Source organism: Paraburkholderia mimosarum LMG 23256 = NBRC 106338 (assembly GCF_000739815.1).
Taxonomy (GTDB): Bacteria; Pseudomonadota; Gammaproteobacteria; order Burkholderiales; family Burkholderiaceae; genus Paraburkholderia; species Paraburkholderia mimosarum.
On record NZ_BBJJ01000057.1, the window covers coordinates 1 to 16,894 of the forward strand.

The following is a 16,894-nucleotide window of genomic DNA, read 5'->3' on the forward strand; positions in this document are numbered from 1 at the left end:
CATATGCCCAAATTTCGTCCGCCCGGGAAACACCCGACGTTGCGCGCTGGCCGATCAAGAATCGTATAAGGTGGCGCTTGCGCTGTCTTGTCGGTCAGCGCCGTGTGGCGCAACGATCAGCCAGCGGGCAAGCAGCTTGGCCTCCTCAGCCGAGACAAGCCCGGCAGGCATCGCCACGGCTTGCCTCTTGGCTTTCCCTTGCAGAATGATCCGCTCGATCTTGGCTGCCGAGTAACGCGAGCCAACCCCGAGTAACGAAGGGCCGATCTTGCCGGCGCGATCAGCGCCATGGCAGCCCGCGCACGTCTTTCCGAATAGTGTCTGCGCATGCTGAGTTTCCGCCGATGTGAGGGGAGTCCAGTCCTGCTCCTCATCGTGGTGATGTTTGCCGCGCGCAATCGAGGCACCAGCGTGAAGGAGGCTGCTAACCGAAAGCGCCAATGCGAGCATGAAGAGAGGAGAATGATTTGCCACAGTCGCACTCCTGCGAACGAAAAGAGATCGAGACGATGAGTCGGGGCAATGTCGGGAAGCTGTGCCCCATCTTCGATTTGGAACCATGTCGAGCTCACGCCTTCACAACATTACCTGCGGCGATCGCACGGCGTGCGCAAACATTTCGCGTATCCACAACCAACGGACAGTTCTCGACAATGAGCCGATAGTCGACGTCATCGTGATCCGTGACGATCACGGCGGCGTCGTATTGGCGAAGCTGAGATGGTTCACAGGAAACCGACCTTAGGCCTTGAATGGCCGGATGTTCCCGCATTGGCGGCACCTCCGGCACGTGCGGATCGTGGTATTCGACGGCTGCGCCTCGCTCCGTCAACAGTTCGATTAGCCTGAACGCTGGGCTCTCGCGCACGTCGTTGACGTTGCGCTTGTACGCCACGCCAACAATCAGGATTTGTGCCCCGTTCAAGCTCTTCTTGTATCGATCGGATAGCGCGGACAGTATATGATCCACGACGTGACGCGGCATCGACGTGTTGATCTCGCCCGCGGTCTCGATGAGTCGGGTCGTGATGCCAAAAGCACGAGCCTTCCACGTCAGGTAAAACGGATCGATGGGAATGCAGTGTCCTCCCAGACCCGGGCCCGGATAGAATGCCATATAGCCGAACGGTTTCGTCTTGGCTGCCTCGACAACCTCCCAGATGTCGATGCCCATCGGTTCGTAGATAAGCTTGAGCTCGTTGACAAGGGCGATGTTGACCGCTCTGAAGATGTTTTCGGTGAGCTTGACCGCCTCGGCTGTCTCCAGCGACGAAACCGGGACCGTCTTGGCTACGATGCGCTCATACAGTGAGCGAGCGACCTCCAGTGCGTAAGCGCTATCTGCGCCGATGACCTTGGGAATTCGCGTCGTGAGATATTCCGGGTTTCCGGGGTCTTCGCGTTCCGGAGAATATGCCAGAAGAAAATCGTCGCCCGACTTCAGAGCGGTACGCTCGAGAAGTGGACGTACGATATCCCGCGTGGTGCCGGGATACGTCGTAGATTCCAGTACGATCAGTTGGCCCGGTCGCAGATGTTCAGCAATACATTCGACCGTGCTGACGACGTATGACAGATCCGGCTCCCGATGGCGGGTGAGCGGTGTCGGCACGCAAATCAGCACGGCGTCAACATCGCGGATTGCCGAGAACGCCGTCGTGGCGAAAAACTTCTTTTGTGCGACGAATTTGGCGAGCTGGTCGTCGCTGACGTGCTGGATGTACGATTGCGCCGCATTCAGCATGGCCACTTTTTGCGCGTCGATATCCAGGCCAACGACGTTGAAACCACCTTCGGTCGCGGCCATTGCCAACGGCAACCCAACATAGCCGAGTCCGACCACCGCGACGTGTGCTTCGCGTTTGACGATACGTCGGAGCAATTCTCCCGTTGCTCGCGACGCCGGTGACGATTCGTCGTGTGCCGCGAGGAGAGGGCGGTTTTCGAGTGTCGAGAGAGACTCGTCAAGAGACTGGATACGATTTTGGGCTCGGGGATCAGCACGATCTACGGTGACAATAGCTTGTTCCATCATGGTTTCCATCAGCGAAATGACGCGATACGCCAGGTCGTTCCCGGGGGTATGCGAAGAGTCCGTCGGTGAGCGTCGAGACGACACCATAGCGCGCGAGGATTTCGACGCGGACCACGATTTGTAAATCAATCTTGCATGCGCTTCCTCTTTACACAACGCAACAAAATTCCCAGCGATGCCCAGTTTTCGGCAGCAGCGGGCACACCTATCATGTCAACCGGAAGTAGCCATCCAGCGCTGGACTCGGACAACCCCGGCACGAACATGTAAAAGAGTGGGCTCGTTGATGCGACCGCCATCGGACGCGCGAAGAAGGGCGGGCACGGCCGGCGATGCCCAACCACCCGGCTCCCGACACGTTTGAGTTGACGCCCCGTCTGGGCCGGCTCCTTCACGGCACGGACTGACTGTGATGTAATACGCTAACGAATGTCGATAATGAATGGTCCCGCAAAGAGCGGGGACTGGACGAAATCTCATGTGCGCGACAAGCGCGGCTCTGATGCTTGGAAGTGCACCATGGCAACCCCTGATCATGTGTTGATCGTCGATGACGATTCCGAAATCCGTAGTCTGTTGGAACGCTATCTCGACGAGAGCGGCTACCGGGTCACCGCCGTGCGGGACGGGAAGCAATTGCGGAAGGCGCTGGCGGAAGCCCGGCCCGATCTGATCGTCCTCGATCTGATGTTGCCCGGCGAAGACGGCCTCAGTCTGTTCCGCGATGCTGGCATAAAGGGTCGCATCCCAGTCGTCATGCTGACCGCGCGGGGCGAGGAGGTCGACCGAGTCTTAGGTTTGGAACTGGGCGCCGACGATTATGTGTCGAAGCCATTCAATCCGCGGGAACTGGTCGCGCGCATAAGAAATGTCCTGAGACGCGTCCGGCAGGTTCCCGAGAACCTGCAACCCGAGTTTGTCCGGTCCTATCACTTTGCGGGCTGGTCGTTGGACACGCGCACACGAGAGTTGCTGTCTCCCGATCAGATAGTGGTGGCACTCTCGGGGACGGAGTATCGCCTGCTGAAGCTCTTTGTCGATCATCCTCGTCGCGTGCTGACTCGCGAGCAATTGAGTGGGCTTGGACGCGGCCGGGAGCTCGGACCGCTGGATCGCAATATCGACGTGCAGGTGAGTCGTCTGCGTCAGCATCTCAACGATAGCGCAAAGGAAGCCGCGCTCATCAAGACCGTGCGCAACGAAGGATACTTCCTCAACGCAGACGTGGAACCGGAACTGTGAAGCGCTGGATACCCACCACGCTTTTCGGACGCATCGTCTGCATCTTGCTCGGCGGCTTGATACTCGCGCAAGCCTTGAGCGAAATGGTCACGGTCCAGGAGCGAGATCGCCTGTTGTTCCAGGCCGACCAAAGCCAATGGTTTTCACGAATCGCATCGGCCGTCAAGTTGCTCGATTCGCTACCGGCCACACAGCGGCCCCAGGTATTGCCTGCGCTTGCGGCACGGCGCCTCTCGCTCGAGTTGCGATCTGCTGCGAGCGGCACGTCGACCACCTTGACGGCCGAGGATCGGACGCTTTCGAAACTGCTTGGACCTCAATATGCGTTTCACGCGCTGTCGAGTTCGGTGCTGGGCGGCGTGACATTCGAGGTGGGCCTGCACGACGGGCAATGGGTCATCGTCAATTACGAAGCCCCCGGTCACTTCGGCTGGCCTCTCGAATTGCTTCTGAGCCATGGCTTGCTCTTGATCGCCGCCGTCGTGCTGACTTTCATTGCGGCGCGATTTGCCCTGCGGCCCTTGGAGCGGTTTACGCAGGCCGCGGAACGTCTAGGCGAAGATCTGCACTCCTCGCCCTTGCCGGAGCAAGGAACCCGGGAAGTCATACGGGCCGCCCGGGCATTCAATGTCATGCAAGCGCGCATCAGGCAGTACGTAGACGAACGAACGCGCCTTCTGTCTGCCATCTCGCATGACCTTCGCACGCCGCTTACGCGCCTGCGTCTGAGGGCCGAATTCGTTCGCGATGATCCGGCGTTGCGCGAAGCGCTGTTCCGGGATCTCACCATCATGGAAGCGATGACGACGTCCGTACTTGATCTGTTTCGCGGAACCAGCCAGGGGGAGCCCTTGCGCGCGGTTGACATCAATGCACTCGTCGAAACCATCGCCGCCGACGCAGGTGAACTTGGGGTATCCGTGACGGTGGAGGGCAGAGCCGGTGCGCCCTACACCGCGAGATCCTTGGCGCTTCGTAGATGTCTGGAGAATCTGGTCGGGAATGCCGCCAAGTATGGCGGCAGTGCGCACATCGCGATCAGCGATCGGGAGCAGGTGCTTGAGATAGCGGTGGTGGATGATGGGCCAGGAATTCCGCAAGAAGAACTCGAGGCGGTCTTCGAGCCCTTCTACAGAATCGAACCCTCCCGGAATCGCGACACCGGAGGATCCGGACTTGGGCTGACGATCGCCCGCAGCATCGCGCGCGCGCATGGCGGAGATCTGACTTTGCGCAATCGCCCAGCAGGTGGCCTCGAGGCTGTTGTCCGTCTGCCTCGCCGCAGCCTATCCGGAACACGCGTTGAATTGGCATCTCAACACCGGAAAGTGGACGGCGAAGTGCCGACCAATTTCGATTGATTACGAGATCGCGACGACTCGGAAGATCATGCTCAACTGGAACGTCTAGTAAGGAAATCTCATGGTCGCGATACGAAAGATGCTGGGCATGGTTGCATCAAACATCAGTGGGAGCCGTTGGTCTGGGCTATTTCAGACAGAGGGTCTGAGGTGGGTTGTCCCGACGCGAATCATAATCGGCGTCATGCTCGTGTTTCCAGTCGGGGGAGGGCTTGGGCACGTACTTCCCGCGCTCGCTGTCAATACACAAACATACTCGTTTGCCACCTATCTGCTTGGCCTGCTTGTCCGAGCCATCGAGCTACTTGTCGGCATCAGTTTCCTGGCTGGCCTCGCAGTGAGGGTAACCGCTATTCCAGCGTTGCTGATTCTATCGCTTCTGGCGGCTGCCAATTTTGCGAATTCTTCGTCCTGGCTGGCCGGCATGCTTGCAGGGATTGTCATGCCCCAAGGGGACTGGGCCACCGGGGCCGTGATGATCGGAGCGATTGAGCTCGTCAGCGAATTGTATAAGACGGGCAGCGGGCGCTGGTCGGTCGACCATTGGATCTCGACATGGCGAAAGAAGTAGTGCGTTGAGGACCGTGAACGATCGCGTTTCGTGCGCTGCTCTAGCGCTGCGGAGCAATGCCTTCATCCAGCACGGCTTGGACAGCAAGGGCCGTATAGTGGGCGGGTAGGAAGTCATGAAATGTGACGCCGACGCGTGCCAATTGAATTGCCTTGCGCACTCGAATACGGTTGACAGATTGCGCGGGTAGCGTGTTCAGTGCCCCGTTGCCATGACATTCATCGCTCGCTTCCGCGCGGAATCCGTCGCCATCGCGCCCGACAAGGCAGTTGAGAGCATGCTGAAGATTCACACGCACATCGTCCAACTGCTCGGCACGCGCGGCTGCGTGTGCAAATTGGTCGGCTCTTGTCATTTCGAGCATGCCGCCGCGTTCTTCAGCGGCGACGCCGAGAGGGACACTGACGACCACCGTCGAGACTACGGCGCGAATCAAGCGGGAGCGGCTCGACATGTGCGTCCCTCGTCTGACTTTCCAGATGCACTCTCTGTCGCGGCGGACGCTCTTTCAGCACTCACCAGCCGGCGGTCACTGATATGCGCGACGCCCCTGCAGGCGTTGCACGATTCGCACAAACGCATACCAATGCTGAGCAAGCAAGCCCTGCCCGTAATCGCGACTTGTGCCGGCGGGCGGCGGCAACTGATCGCGAATCCCGGTGGGCTCTACCGTCCGATTCCATGAAGCGGTACGGAATAACATATCCCACCACGGAAACAGGACGCCGAAGTTGCAGCCGTAACGCGTACCTTCATGACCATAACCGACCGCGTGGTGCCTACGGTGAAACGCCGGGCTCACGAAAATGCGCTCAAGCAGCCAGCCCAAAGGCAGACGCGCATTGACATGCTGAACGCTCTGCAGGAAGTTGCCCACAGCCACCAGCACGACAAACTGGGACGGCTGCACGCCGATCAGAAGCGACAAGGCCGCGAAGTAGGCCGAGTTGATCACGTCGTCGAGCAGGTGGTTGCGGTCATCCGACCATAGTGACATCTGCTGCTGGCTGTGGTGCACGGCATGCAGCTCCCACCAGACGCCAATTCGATGCTGCCAGCGGTGATACCAATAACCGGCGAAATCGAGCACCACGAGATAGATGGTGAACGATACGAGCGGATGGTCGGTGACGCCGGGCCAGAGGCTGTCGATGTCGATACTCGGGATGTCGTAAATCGCCATCAGGCTCTGCAAATGATTGAAGAACGGCTGCATGGCAAAAAAGAAACCGAGCTCAAGGATGCCAAGCTTGGCGATCCACGTATAGAGAACGTCGGCGCGGACGGCCTTGCGGTTCGTCCAGTCCTCGATAGGACGCAGCGCTTCAAGCGGCCGAAGCACCACGTACGTCACCAGGATTTCCAGCGCACCGATGATCACCCAGTAGAGAGCGTCGTACGACTCCTCGTCGTAGCCCATGAAGCCAAACTTGAACAGCAACGGCTGGACCACGTCGATATACAGCAGCGTTTGAAGCGTCGAGACGAGATTGTCGAGCTGGGCGACGACATCGTGAATCATAAAGGCCTCATACCATTACAGCGGACAGGTCTGTTCCTGCTTGAATTGAAGGGCGGTAACTGTCGCACCGATTTCAGTGCAGGAGCGCTTCTGCGATGCCCGCCACCGCGCAAAATGCGACGACGGCAAGGGGCGGAATTTTCCAGCGCGTCAGCAGAAAAAAGCCAATAGCCGCGATGACAAAGTCGATTTCCGTGTGAATCGCACTTGTCCACACCGGCGAATACAGTGCGGTCCCGAGCAACCCGACGACCGCCGCGTTCACGCCGGCCAGTACAGCCGCCATCGACGGGTGGGCGCGCAGGGCTTGCCAATAGGGCAACGCCGCGATGACGAGGAGCAGCCCCGGCAAGAATATGCCTGCGGTAGCAATTGCCGCTCCAACCCAGTGATTCGGTGTACCGGACATCATCCAGCCCAGGAAAGCGGCAAATGTAAATAGGGGACCCGGAACAGCCTGGGCCGCACCGTAGCCTGCAAGAAAATCATTCGGGGTTACCCACCCTGTCGCGACCGTTTGCTGTTGCAACAGCGGCAGGACCACATGGCCGCCGCCAAAGACCAGCGCGCCGGAGCGGTAGAACGCATCAAATACCCGGACCACGTGGCTGATGTCCGTCGCGGCCAGTGCGGGAAGCCCAAAGAGGAGCAAGAAAAACAGCGTCAACGCCACGGCTCCGACCGCGCGCGAGACACGAAATTCGTGCGCATGTTGGCTCACGGCATTGGGCGACACGGATGCCCGACACAGCAACAGGCCGAGCGCGGCGCCGACAACGATGACAATGAGCTGCGAATAGACGGTTGTCAGGATACCGAGGAGCGCCATTGCGATGAGCGCAATGGCTGTACGGCGATGATCCGGGCACAGGCGCCGGGCCATGTCCCACACGGCTTGAGCCACGACGGCCACGGCCACCAGTTTCAGACCATGGATCAGGCCCGTGCCGAGGGGGCCGCCCAGGCTCGGCGCAATGGCTGCGAAGGCCAGCAGGAGCAGGACCGAAGGCAACGTAAATCCGCACCAGGCGGCAATGCCGCCGAGCCATCCGGCGCGAAGCAGGCCAATCGAGAATCCAACCTGACTGCTGGCAGGGCCCGGCAGGAATTGGCATAGACCGACCAGGTCGGTGAACGTCTCGTCGTCAAGCCAGCGGCGCCGCTCGACAAACTCACGGCGGAAATAGCCGATGTGGGCAATAGGTCCGCCAAAGCATGTCAAGCCCAGCTTCAGAAATACCGCAAGAACCTCAGGAGCGGCGCCGGGGCGAGCAGGGCGCGACGAGGTGACACTGGTTTGCATACATTTCCTGTGTTCAGTAATCGAGATAAGTAGCAGGCGTGGGGCGTTCGGGCTAGCCTTCCTCAAACAACTCGCCGAATAGTTCGCGAACCTTGTGTTTGGCTCCCTTCAGGGCGCGCCGTCCCGAGGCGGTGATGCGGTAGACACGGCGGCCACTTCGTCCTGACCGCTCCACTACCGATTTCAAATATCCCTTTTTCTCCAGGCCGTGAAGGATCGGATAGAGGGTCCCTGGGCTCATCTTGTACCCATGCCGGCCCAGTTCCTCAATCATGGCCAGGCCGTACACCGGTTCCTCTGAGGCGTGGTGAAGGACGTGAAGCCGAATAAGACCCGCGTAAAGATCCCGATCATCCATGCTCGTTTTTGCTGTTCTGTGACTATCGAATTTCGATTATGATGCGATGTTAGCTCGTCGCCCCTTGCGTGGTCAACGCCGCGCGACGCATTTTCGCCTTCTCTGACTCAGACATCGGACATGTCATTTATGATCAAGCGCCTGCTCGGCCTCGTTGCAGCTACCCTCGCGTCGCACGCCTGGGCGAATTACCCCGTCGTCGTACTGAACTCCGCGGCCGCCAGCGTGACCCTGATCGACCAGCAAACCAGAAGCGTGACTGACGTATACCCGGTGGGCAAGGAACCCCACCATTTGATGCAGACGCCGGACGGGAAGCTGCTCGTAGCCAACTCGGTTAGTAATAGTCTGATGTTCGTTGATCCGAAGACCGGCAAGGTGACGAAAACGCTCGAGGACGTCGAAGACCCGTACCAGCTGGGATTCTCGCCCGACGGGAAATGGTTCGTGACCAACGGGCTGCGCCTGAATCGGGTCGATATCTACAGCTATGCCAATGGCGGCATCACACTCGCGCGTCGTATCCCGCTCAGTCAAACGCCGAGCCACATGGCCTTCTCGGCTGACAGCAAGATCGTATTTGTCACGCTGCAGGATTCAGACGAGCTTGCGGCCATCGATCTGCCCACGCAGCGCGTGCTGTGGAAAATGCCGGTTGGCAAGACTCCCGCAGGGCTTTGGCTCACTCCCCACGACCAGTACCTGCTGATCGGCATGACGGGAGAAGACGATGTCGAGGTCGTCGACTGGCGCAACCGCAAGATCGTCAAGCAGATCAAGACAGGCAAGGGCGCGCACAACTTCCGTCCGCTTAACGACGGCCGTCATGTGCTTGTTACGAACCGGGTCGAGAGCACGATCAGTGAACTCGACGAGCTCACTCTGACCAAGGTGAAGGACATCACCGGCCTTCGCCCGGGACCGGACGACATGGAGCTGACACCCGACGGACGCTTCCTCTGGGTCACGTTCCGCTTTTCGAAGAGCGTGGGCGTGGTCGACCTGACGAATGACAAGCTGGTTTCCGTCATTCCTGTGGGCCGTTCACCTCACGGCCTGTACTTCTACAACCGCAAGCCGTGGATGAACTAACCCGTGGATGAGCTCGCTGCCGCGGGCGGCACGATCGCCAGCGGCACACCCTGTTCATCGCTTACGGTGCCTGGGGCCACTCGTATTCTCGTTGAGGCGCGCGGCTTGACGCGCCGCGATTCGATGCGTGGACGGACCCTGCTCGGCGCCACCGATTTCGCACTTGTCGCCGGCGACCGCGTGGCGATCACGGGACCCTCCGGATCCGGCAAGAGCGTCTTTCTGCGCGCCCTGGCCTTACTGGATCCAGTCGATGCCGGGCAGATCTTCTGGCACGGTCGGCCGGTGGGACGGACGGCCATTCTCCGGTTTCGACGCAACGTCGCCTATGTCAGACAGCGTCCCGCGATCCTCGACGGAACCGTGGAAGACAACTTGCGCTACCCATACTCGCTGCGGGTCTATCGTGACTTGCAGTTCGACCGGACGCAGGCTGTGTCGTTCGCCACACGAGCCGGGCGTGACAGCGACTTCCTCAGCAAACGGGCGAGTGAACTGTCAGGCGGGGAAGCGCAGGTCACGGCATTGGTTCGCGTGCTGCAACTCACGCCGGAGGTACTCCTGCTCGACGAGCCGACCGCGTTGCTTGATCCTGATTCGTCGCATGCAATAGAAGCGCTTGTCACGGCATGGTTCGAGGCAACCCCGGCCTCGCGCGCCTTCGTCTGGGTTTCGCACGATCCGGCGCAGGCAGAGCGAATGAGCGAGCGGCGCCTGTCAATGCGGGCAGGGGTGCTCGGAGCGGCTGCCGAGGTATATCCATGAACGCCGGTTTGCAAGACCTCAGCCTGCTGGATGTCGCGATTGCCGCATTGCTGGTGATTGTGAACGGCGCGATTTCGGTCGCCTTGTCTCTCGGGCTGGAGCGAAAGCTCGCGATAGCCGCGGTGCGCACCGTCGTACAGCTGCTGCTGATCGGTTATGTGCTCGGTTGGGTGTTTGCATTCGACCGCTGGTATGCGGTGCTTCCCCTGACGATACTCATGACTGTCATCGCTGGGTTGTCCGGTGCGCAGCGGGGAGCGAGGACCTACACCGGACAGCGCGTGGACAGCGTGATGGCGATCTGGGCGAGTTCCTGGGTCGTCTCGGCGATTGCGCTGTTCGTCGTAATTCGAATCCATCCGTGGTACTCGCCGCACTACGCCATTCCGATTCTCGGGATGATCCTCGGCAACACGTTGACCGGCGTGTCCCTTGGCGTCGAACGCATGACGGAGGAGCTCACCTCGCGACGCGACCGGATCGAGATGGCGCTGGCTCTGGGTGCAACTCGCTGGGAAGCCGTCCAGGAACCCGCGCGTCAGGCTGTGCGGGCGGGGATGATCCCGACGCTTAACCAGATGGCCGTGGTCGGCATCGTCAGCCTGCCGGGCATGATGACGGGTCAGGTGCTGGCCGGGCAATCGCCGGTTCAGGCTGTCCGCTACCAAATCGTCATCATGTTCCTGATCGCCGCGTCATCGGCGCTTGGCACGGTCGGTGCCGTGCTGCTCGCCTGGCGAAGGCTGTTTTCGGCCGAACATCGTTTCCTTGTTGCACGACTCGTCGAACGCAGTGCGCGGTGACTTACTGCGACCTGGCTGTCACGATTCGTCCGCGTTGCCAAGGCATTTGCCTGGGAAAGTCATGGCTACCCGCAGGCCGCCGCTTTTTGCATTGCTGATTTCGAGGATGCCACCCGCACTGTTCACAAGCTGCTCGACAATTGCAAGACCGAGCCCGCTATGTCCGTCTCCGCCGCGTGCGGGGTCGAGGCGTACGAACGGGCGGCTCACATCGGCCAAATCCTTTGGCGCGATACCTCGGCCCTGATCGCTGACCGACAGGAGCCACCCTGAAGGCGTTCTCGATGTCGCCACGCGAATGGGGGGCGCCCCATAGGTGTATGCGTTGTCGAGCAGGTTGGTCACGATACGCTCAAGCGTCGCGGCCGGCAGCAGAAAGTCTGATCCGGCCATGAGTTTGGTCTGAACGGGTGATGTCCCCTGGGATACGGCCCGGTAACTGCGAGTGACGCGGACACACTGAGCATCGACCTCGACGGGTTCGCTTCGGTCTGCATTGCCGTGGGCGAAGACGAGGAACTGGTCGACAATATGAGCCATTGCGTCGACATCACGCATGACGCAGTCGCGCAGCTTGACATCGTCCGTCAACTCGGCGCGCAGACGCAGCCGCGCGAGCGGCGTTCTCAAGTCGTGAGCGACACCCGTCAGCATCGCCGCGCGATCGCTCTCGGTGCGCGCCACCTCCTGTACCATCTGATTGAAGCCGTGCGTGAGCGCACGGAGTTCTCCTGGTCCCCGCTCGGGTAGTCGAGGCACCTGTTCTCCACGTCGGAAACGTCCAACTGCTTGCGTAAGGACCGTCAACGGCTGCTGGAGCCGCCACGCCGAAAGGAGCGCAGCCATGACCGCGAGCGAGAAGACGATGCCGAGCCACACCACCTTCCGGCCCTGCGAATGCGGCGGTCGCAGCGAGGGCAAGGGCATGACGATCCAGCTACCGTCACCTGCTTCGCGTACCCAGAGCGTTGGCAACCCCGCCTGCAAACCGATACGCACCATTGATCCGTTCGGAAGGCGATCGCGCACATGTTCGACAAAACTGGTCAGTTCGACTGGTACACGAAGGGTACTCGTCATCGCCTCGGCACGGGTGGAATCCACGAGATGCACACGTGACGGAAGCGGCTGATTCGGCTCATGCGCTAGATGATCGCGTACCGCATCAAGCAAAAAAACCGTCTCTTCCACGGCACGGAGCGTGTGCGATTCGCTTCGTTCGATACGTAGGAGCAGGAACCAAGCGAAATGGGAGGCGAGCAGGACCGCTACGACAAGCAGCGCGAGGCGCCCGAACAACGAATCAAATGGTCGTCGCATACCGCCTGGCAATCCATGGAATTACGCTGACATCAACTAACGCGAACCGCGGGTGAGCGTCCTGCTGGCTTGCGCAATTGACGCGTCGTCCGGCAACCGCGAACACGGAAACGCCATGCGCAGTCCAACTGTTCTCGCACCGGTGGAGGCATTGCCAATCTCTGCGCCCTGTTCAGGAAGATCGATCTCACCGCCCGACGGAATTAGCGTGCAGCTCGAGAAATGTTTCGACCTGCGCATAAGGCGATCAGGTAACAAACGCGCAATTCAAAATGTCTATAGAGGAAGTCTAGCGTGCACCTGGCTCCCATGAACATGCATTACATTTTCCATGCGATTACGCGCGGTTACAGCCAAGGCCATTTGTTATCCATCTTGGCACGTGCGACCGCCGCTGGGGCTGAGTGCCGCTCGGACTGGAAGCTCGCACGAGCAGCTCATTCGGCATGGCAGGCTCGACGCGCCTTGATCTGCCTCAATGCCATGCTCACCATTGGATTCCATAGTGGTTGGCGGTTTACCGAGAGTAACGGGGGCAGACGTGAGCCGCACCGATAATACCGGCCTTACGCCAGACGAAGCTGCGGTTCGTCTCGCTCGTTTCGGGCCGAACCGTCTGTTCACGCCAGCTGCCATCCGCTTCTGGGCCGTTGCGGCCGAAGAGATCACCGAGCCGATGATCCTGCTGCTCGTCGTGGTGGGTGTGCTTTACACGGTCTGGGGCGGGCTTGGCGACGCGCTCACGATCTTCACCGTGATCCTGCTGCTCGTCGGCGCCGAAATCGGCAACGAGTTCCGCGCCAAGCGCGCCATCGCCGCTCTGGAACGTCTCTCCACGCCCAAGGTGCGGGTACGTCGCGGCGGGAAGATCACGATGGCGGACATCGAGTCGGTGGTGCCCGGCGACGTTCTTGTTCTGGTGCAAGGCGCCCGGCTGGCCGCCGACGGCAAGCTCATGAGCGCGGTCAACCTCAGTATGGACGAGTCGACGCTCACGGGCGAATCCCTGCCGTCGGAGAAACGCGTGGGCGACGCCGTCAGTGCCGGCGCGATCGTGGTAACAGGCGAAGGCGAAGCTGAGGTAACGGCAACGGGCAGCGCGACGCGCCTCGGCCAAATGGGCACGCAGCTTGCCGTCGTAAGCCCGCCCAAGACGCCGTTGCAACTGGCCATGCGATCGTTGGCCGGAAAGCTGGTGTGGGTGGCGGTAGTGTTTGCGATTGCCATCCCGCTGATCGGCATAGCGCGCGGCGGCGACGTGCGGTTGATGGTCCTTACCGGTTTGTCGCTTGCGTTCGCGGTCATTCCCGAGGAGTTGCCGATCATCATCACGATGGTATTGGGCCTGGGCGCTTATCGGCTGTCACGCGAGAACTTCCTGGTGAAGCGGTTGCGCGCCGCGGAGACGCTGGGCGATGCCACCGTGATCCTCACCGATAAGACCGGCACCTTGACTGAAAGCCGCATGCACGTGGCCGTCATTTGGCCCGCGGCACAGGAGCACGCGGTGCTTGACGCCGCGTTGGCGACAGCCTCGCTCGCGCTGCCCGACCCGTTGGAGCATGCCGTTTCGGAGCGCGCCCGGGCGCTTGGCATAATGCCGCTGCAGGGCGAGATCCTGCGTCTGCGTCATCCTGGCGATGGCCGGCGTACCAAGGCCGCGTTGTGGCGTCACCATGACGGGTCACTACGGCTCCACCTGACCGGCGCACCAGAGGAAGTCTTCGGGCGCTCCCGCAGTGTGCCGGCCGCACTTTCCGCTCAGCTCAATGCGCAGACTGCCCAGGGACGACGGGTTATCGCGGTGGCAATACGCGCGGTCGACACTTCTGATGTTGGCAAATCTCTCGACGATCTCGAGCACGACCTCGACGTCGTAGGCATCATTAGCCTGGCCGATCCGCCGCGCACAGGCGTCAAGGAGACACTTGCACGAGTGACCGGCGCTGGCGTTCGGACAATGATGGTGACTGGCGATCACCCCGCAACCGCTATTGCCATTGCTCGCGAGGTTGGCATTCCTGCGGATCGGATTGTTTGCGGAGAAGAGGTGGATCGTCTCGACGATGCAGAGTTGGCCAGGACCGCAAGCCAGGTGTCGGTCTTCGCGCGGGCCACGCCCCAGAACAAATACAGGTTGTTGACCGCGCTGCAAGCGAATGGCGAGATCGTTGCAGTAACCGGCGACGGCGTCAACGACGCGCTGGCGCTGAAAGCCGCCGATGTCGGCGTTGCCATGGGACTCAAAGGAACGGACGTGGCCAAGGAGGCCGCCCAAGCTGTACTCGCCGACGACAACTACGCCACCCTTGCGCGCGGCATCTTTGAGGGTCGCCACTTTTTCGATAATCTGCGAAAAGGTGTTAACTACTACCTTGCCGTCAAGGTCGGCCTGATCGCCATCTTTCTGTTGCCAGTTCTGGCTGGGCTGCCGCTTCCTTTCTCGCCGATCCAGATCATCCTTCTGGAGCTTTTCATGGACCTGGCTGCTTCGGCCGGCTTCGTCGCTGAGCCCGCCGAAGCCGATATCGAACTCCGTCCACCTCGCCGCGCGGGTGCCGCGCTCATCGACGGCGCTGCAGTGCGCCTGATCCTCCTCAAGGGCGGGTTGCTCTTCGCCGCAGTCATGGCCGCATATGCCTGGGCACGCTGGCGTGGATTGCCGGTGGCTTCCGTGCAAAGTTGTGCATTTGCTGCCTGGATGGCGGGCCATATGGCTCTGGCCTTTATTTCGCGTAATGATCGCGACTGGATTCTACGCGACGGTCTTTTCTCCAATCGCGTCATGAATCTGTGGGCGATAGCAGCGATCGGCTTCTTGCTGCTCGCCGTCTATCTGCCACCTCTGCGCGAAGCGCTCCACTTTGGAGCGTTGGCGCCCGGCGACCTGATCGTCGCCATCGCGCTGGCGCTGCTGTTGCTTGTGCCGGTGGAATTGAGGAAAAGCCTGATTAGATTGCAGAAGCCGCGCGCACCGAAGGAAACGGCGCGTCGCCGGACCTGACGACCGCAAGTTGCGGGGACAGGCTGACAGAAGTTCTCGGCGCGTGTGATCGTCATGGGAGTCGCCAATCCAGCCGAGCCCCGTAACACGGGATCTCTATCGCGCTGCTCCTGCACTCGAAGTTGAAGTGTGCAGGAGCGCGATTCGCATCTCAACGGGCTGCTATCTATTTGCCCTGCAGCAGATCCATGAATGGCGGAAAGGTCAAGAGCACGGCAAGAATGAGCAGCGTAAAGGCGATCCCTGTCACGCGCCCGAGTGCTACGGATTTCGACTGCCATTGACGTGACAGTGCGAACCATGAAAGCAGCCACACCACGATCGCACTCGTCGTCACTCCCGAAAGCGGACCGGTCGGGTGGTAGAAATTGAAGAAATTCGCAACCGGCTTGAATGCATCACCCAGCAGCGCGAACAGGCCGACCGCGAAACACCCGATACCGGCCGCCAGTATTGCGGCAGCAGCAGGACCGTTGTTGAGCGAAAGCATGCTTTCCTGGTTATGTGATAAGTCAGCGCCCGGTTTAGCCGAGGTGATGTCGGTCTGTTCCCCCCTCTCCGCGATACGCTTGGCGGGGCTTTGTGTATGAGAGGCATTCATCGTCATTCTCCCTTCATGATATGGATGGCCGTTCCGCCACGCACCGGCGCGTACTTGTTCAAGAAGGCTCCGAAGGCGCCGGCAACGCCGGTTGCAATGAACGCGACGACGGCGAAAGCGAGAACGGCGTGACGAATCTGCCGGAGCTTCGCCAATGCTGGGCCATATTTCCCGAAGACGTACGCAACCATGGTCATGGAGATTGGCGCGAGCCAGGCCACGTGCTCCTTCCATTCCATACCGAGATCATGCCAACCGGACGTGTTGGGATTTGACTGCAGGAATCGCTGCGGATATGCCGACAGATCGGTAAGGCCGGCAGGCGGCACAGCTCTGTACCACGGGTACACGACGTAGGCGCCCGAAAACACAGTGGCCCACGCAAGAATGACCATTGCGGAAAGGTAGAGCATCAACAGTTTGTGCTCTCGAGGACTGGGGACGGCAGGTGCGCCGGGAGCCGTCATCCGATATAGCTCGGAAATGGCGCCCGAGAAGGCCAGCATGAAGAGTGCGCCAAATCCCATGCCATGCAAGACGGTCACAAGGTCGCGTAACGAGATTTCCATGATCAGACTCCGCTGCGTTTAGGATTCCCCTTTTGTGAGATATCGTGCCGGGTCGTGATTTTGCACGCTTGACGTGCATCAAAGAAAACTACGTCTGACGTGCGACCGCGTGCCACGCCGTAGAGACATTCGGCATGACGGGAACTGCTATCGCGTGGCAACCGAAACCTGTCTAAATGAAAGCTAAACGGCCATCGAACGGCATTGGAGGGTGTTTTGATGTTTCAATTCCGAGTCGGCGTAAATCGCCGGCGCCTTCGCCGGTCGATTGCCGATTGAACATGGGCGGCGGAGAGCTGGGGCGCTGAATTATGAATTATGTCCCTTCACCGGCCGATCTCGTCCAGC

Annotated in this window: 16 protein-coding genes; 7 read left to right on the plus strand and 9 right to left on the minus strand. The window is 60.3% G+C overall.

Going from position 1 to position 16,894, the window contains the following annotated elements:
* Positions 1–54: 54 nt before the first annotated feature.
* Positions 55–474, minus strand: a complete 420-nt coding sequence (locus BMI01S_RS28080; RefSeq protein WP_169745490.1) for a c-type cytochrome — start codon at positions 472–474, stop codon at positions 55–57.
* Between the two features lie 94 nt (positions 475–568).
* Positions 569–2,035 carry a nucleotide sugar dehydrogenase gene (locus BMI01S_RS28085; protein WP_255217827.1) on the minus strand — a complete coding sequence of 489 codons (1,467 nt, stop codon included), beginning with the start codon at positions 2,033–2,035 and terminating at the stop codon, positions 569–571.
* A gap of 519 nt (positions 2,036–2,554) precedes the next feature.
* Here BMI01S_RS28085 and BMI01S_RS28090 point away from each other — a divergent pair.
* The 3 genes from BMI01S_RS28090 to BMI01S_RS28100 all read left to right on the plus strand — a co-directional run bounded on the left by BMI01S_RS28090 (position 2,555) and on the right by BMI01S_RS28100 (position 5,209).
* The gene (locus BMI01S_RS28090) at positions 2,555–3,277 is read left to right on the plus strand and encodes a response regulator (protein ID WP_028231036.1); all 723 of its coding nucleotides are present in this window, start codon (positions 2,555–2,557) and stop codon (positions 3,275–3,277) included.
* The gene (locus tag BMI01S_RS28095; RefSeq protein ID WP_051381416.1) at positions 3,274–4,638 is read left to right on the plus strand and encodes an ATP-binding protein; all 1,365 of its coding nucleotides are present in this window, start codon (positions 3,274–3,276) and stop codon (positions 4,636–4,638) included. Before BMI01S_RS28090 ends, BMI01S_RS28095 begins: the two co-directional genes overlap by 4 nt.
* 61 nt (positions 4,639–4,699) lie before the next feature.
* A complete protein-coding gene (locus BMI01S_RS28100; protein WP_051381417.1) occupies positions 4,700–5,209 on the plus strand; it encodes a hypothetical protein in 510 nt (169 codons plus the stop codon).
* Between the two features lie 40 nt (positions 5,210–5,249).
* On the opposite strand, the gene BMI01S_RS28105 is transcribed toward BMI01S_RS28100, so the two are convergent.
* The 4 genes from BMI01S_RS28105 to BMI01S_RS28120 form a co-directional block, all read right to left on the minus strand.
* A complete protein-coding gene (locus BMI01S_RS28105) occupies positions 5,250–5,663 on the minus strand; it encodes a hypothetical protein (RefSeq protein WP_028231038.1) in 414 nt (137 codons plus the stop codon).
* Between the two features lie 75 nt (positions 5,664–5,738).
* The gene (locus tag BMI01S_RS28110) at positions 5,739–6,731 is read right to left on the minus strand and encodes a sterol desaturase family protein (protein ID WP_028231039.1); all 993 of its coding nucleotides are present in this window, start codon (positions 6,729–6,731) and stop codon (positions 5,739–5,741) included.
* A 73-nt stretch (positions 6,732–6,804) separates the two neighbouring features.
* Positions 6,805–8,034 (minus strand): chromate efflux transporter, encoded by a 1,230-nt coding sequence (chrA, locus tag BMI01S_RS28115; RefSeq protein ID WP_028231040.1) that lies wholly within the window; start codon positions 8,032–8,034, stop codon positions 6,805–6,807.
* 52 nt (positions 8,035–8,086) lie between these two features.
* Complete coding sequence (locus tag BMI01S_RS28120; RefSeq protein ID WP_028231041.1) at positions 8,087–8,392, minus strand: PadR family transcriptional regulator; 306 nt, start codon at positions 8,390–8,392, stop codon at positions 8,087–8,089.
* A 120-nt stretch (positions 8,393–8,512) separates the two neighbouring features.
* On the opposite strand from BMI01S_RS28120, the gene BMI01S_RS28125 reads away from it, so the two are divergent.
* The 3 genes from BMI01S_RS28125 (at position 8,513) to BMI01S_RS28135 (ending at position 11,052) form a co-directional block, all read left to right on the plus strand.
* Positions 8,513–9,484 (plus strand): YVTN family beta-propeller repeat protein, encoded by a 972-nt coding sequence (locus tag BMI01S_RS28125; protein ID WP_028231042.1) that lies wholly within the window; start codon positions 8,513–8,515, stop codon positions 9,482–9,484.
* A 123-nt stretch (positions 9,485–9,607) separates the two neighbouring features.
* Positions 9,608–10,249, plus strand: a complete 642-nt coding sequence (locus BMI01S_RS28130; RefSeq protein WP_042291303.1) for an ABC transporter ATP-binding protein — start codon at positions 9,608–9,610, stop codon at positions 10,247–10,249.
* Positions 10,246–11,052 carry an ABC transporter permease gene (locus BMI01S_RS28135; protein ID WP_028231044.1) on the plus strand — a complete coding sequence of 269 codons (807 nt, stop codon included), beginning with the start codon at positions 10,246–10,248 and terminating at the stop codon, positions 11,050–11,052. The genes BMI01S_RS28130 and BMI01S_RS28135 overlap by 4 nt, the downstream gene beginning before the upstream one ends.
* Positions 11,053–11,070: 18 nt before the next feature.
* Here the strand turns inward: BMI01S_RS28135 and BMI01S_RS28140 are convergent, their stop codons facing one another.
* Positions 11,071–12,372 carry an ATP-binding protein gene (locus BMI01S_RS28140; RefSeq protein WP_028231045.1) on the minus strand — a complete coding sequence of 434 codons (1,302 nt, stop codon included), beginning with the start codon at positions 12,370–12,372 and terminating at the stop codon, positions 11,071–11,073.
* 541 nt (positions 12,373–12,913) lie between these two features.
* On the opposite strand from BMI01S_RS28140, the gene BMI01S_RS28145 reads away from it, so the two are divergent.
* Positions 12,914–15,376, plus strand: coding sequence for a cation-translocating P-type ATPase (locus tag BMI01S_RS28145; RefSeq protein ID WP_028231046.1), 2,463 nt, complete (start codon positions 12,914–12,916; stop codon positions 15,374–15,376).
* A 166-nt stretch (positions 15,377–15,542) separates the two neighbouring features.
* Here the strand turns inward: BMI01S_RS28145 and BMI01S_RS28150 are convergent, their stop codons facing one another.
* Positions 15,543–15,977, minus strand: a complete 435-nt coding sequence (locus tag BMI01S_RS28150) for a hypothetical protein (protein ID WP_409372324.1) — start codon at positions 15,975–15,977, stop codon at positions 15,543–15,545.
* A gap of 2 nt (positions 15,978–15,979) precedes the next feature.
* On the minus strand, positions 15,980–16,546 hold the full coding sequence (locus tag BMI01S_RS28155; RefSeq protein ID WP_028231048.1) for a hypothetical protein: 567 nt from the start codon (positions 16,544–16,546) through the stop codon (positions 15,980–15,982).
* Positions 16,547–16,894 lie beyond the last annotated feature (348 nt).

Bases quoted from the DNA above. Each gene is read 5' to 3' on its own strand.
- BMI01S_RS28085 (WP_255217827.1), bottom strand. From the start codon at position 2,035: ATGATGGAACAAGCTATTGTCACCGTAGATCGTGCTGATCCCCGAGCC.
- BMI01S_RS28090 (WP_028231036.1), top strand. From the start codon at position 2,555: ATGGCAACCCCTGATCATGTGTTGATCGTCGATGACGATTCCGAAATC.
- BMI01S_RS28100 (WP_051381417.1), top strand. From the start codon at position 4,700: ATGGTCGCGATACGAAAGATGCTGGGCATGGTTGCATCAAACATCAGT.
- BMI01S_RS28105 (WP_028231038.1), bottom strand. From the start codon at position 5,663: ATGTCGAGCCGCTCCCGCTTGATTCGCGCCGTAGTCTCGACGGTGGTC.
- BMI01S_RS28110 (WP_028231039.1), bottom strand. From the start codon at position 6,731: ATGATTCACGATGTCGTCGCCCAGCTCGACAATCTCGTCTCGACGCTT.
- chrA (WP_028231040.1), bottom strand. From the start codon at position 8,034: ATGCAAACCAGTGTCACCTCGTCGCGCCCTGCTCGCCCCGGCGCCGCT.
- BMI01S_RS28120 (WP_028231041.1), bottom strand. From the start codon at position 8,392: ATGGATGATCGGGATCTTTACGCGGGTCTTATTCGGCTTCACGTCCTT.
- BMI01S_RS28125 (WP_028231042.1), top strand. From the start codon at position 8,513: ATGTCATTTATGATCAAGCGCCTGCTCGGCCTCGTTGCAGCTACCCTC.
- BMI01S_RS28130 (WP_042291303.1), top strand. From the start codon at position 9,608: ATGCGTGGACGGACCCTGCTCGGCGCCACCGATTTCGCACTTGTCGCC.
- BMI01S_RS28135 (WP_028231044.1), top strand. From the start codon at position 10,246: ATGAACGCCGGTTTGCAAGACCTCAGCCTGCTGGATGTCGCGATTGCC.
- BMI01S_RS28140 (WP_028231045.1), bottom strand. From the start codon at position 12,372: ATGCGACGACCATTTGATTCGTTGTTCGGGCGCCTCGCGCTGCTTGTC.
- BMI01S_RS28150 (WP_409372324.1), bottom strand. From the start codon at position 15,977: ATGAATGCCTCTCATACACAAAGCCCCGCCAAGCGTATCGCGGAGAGG.
- BMI01S_RS28155 (WP_028231048.1), bottom strand. From the start codon at position 16,546: ATGGAAATCTCGTTACGCGACCTTGTGACCGTCTTGCATGGCATGGGA.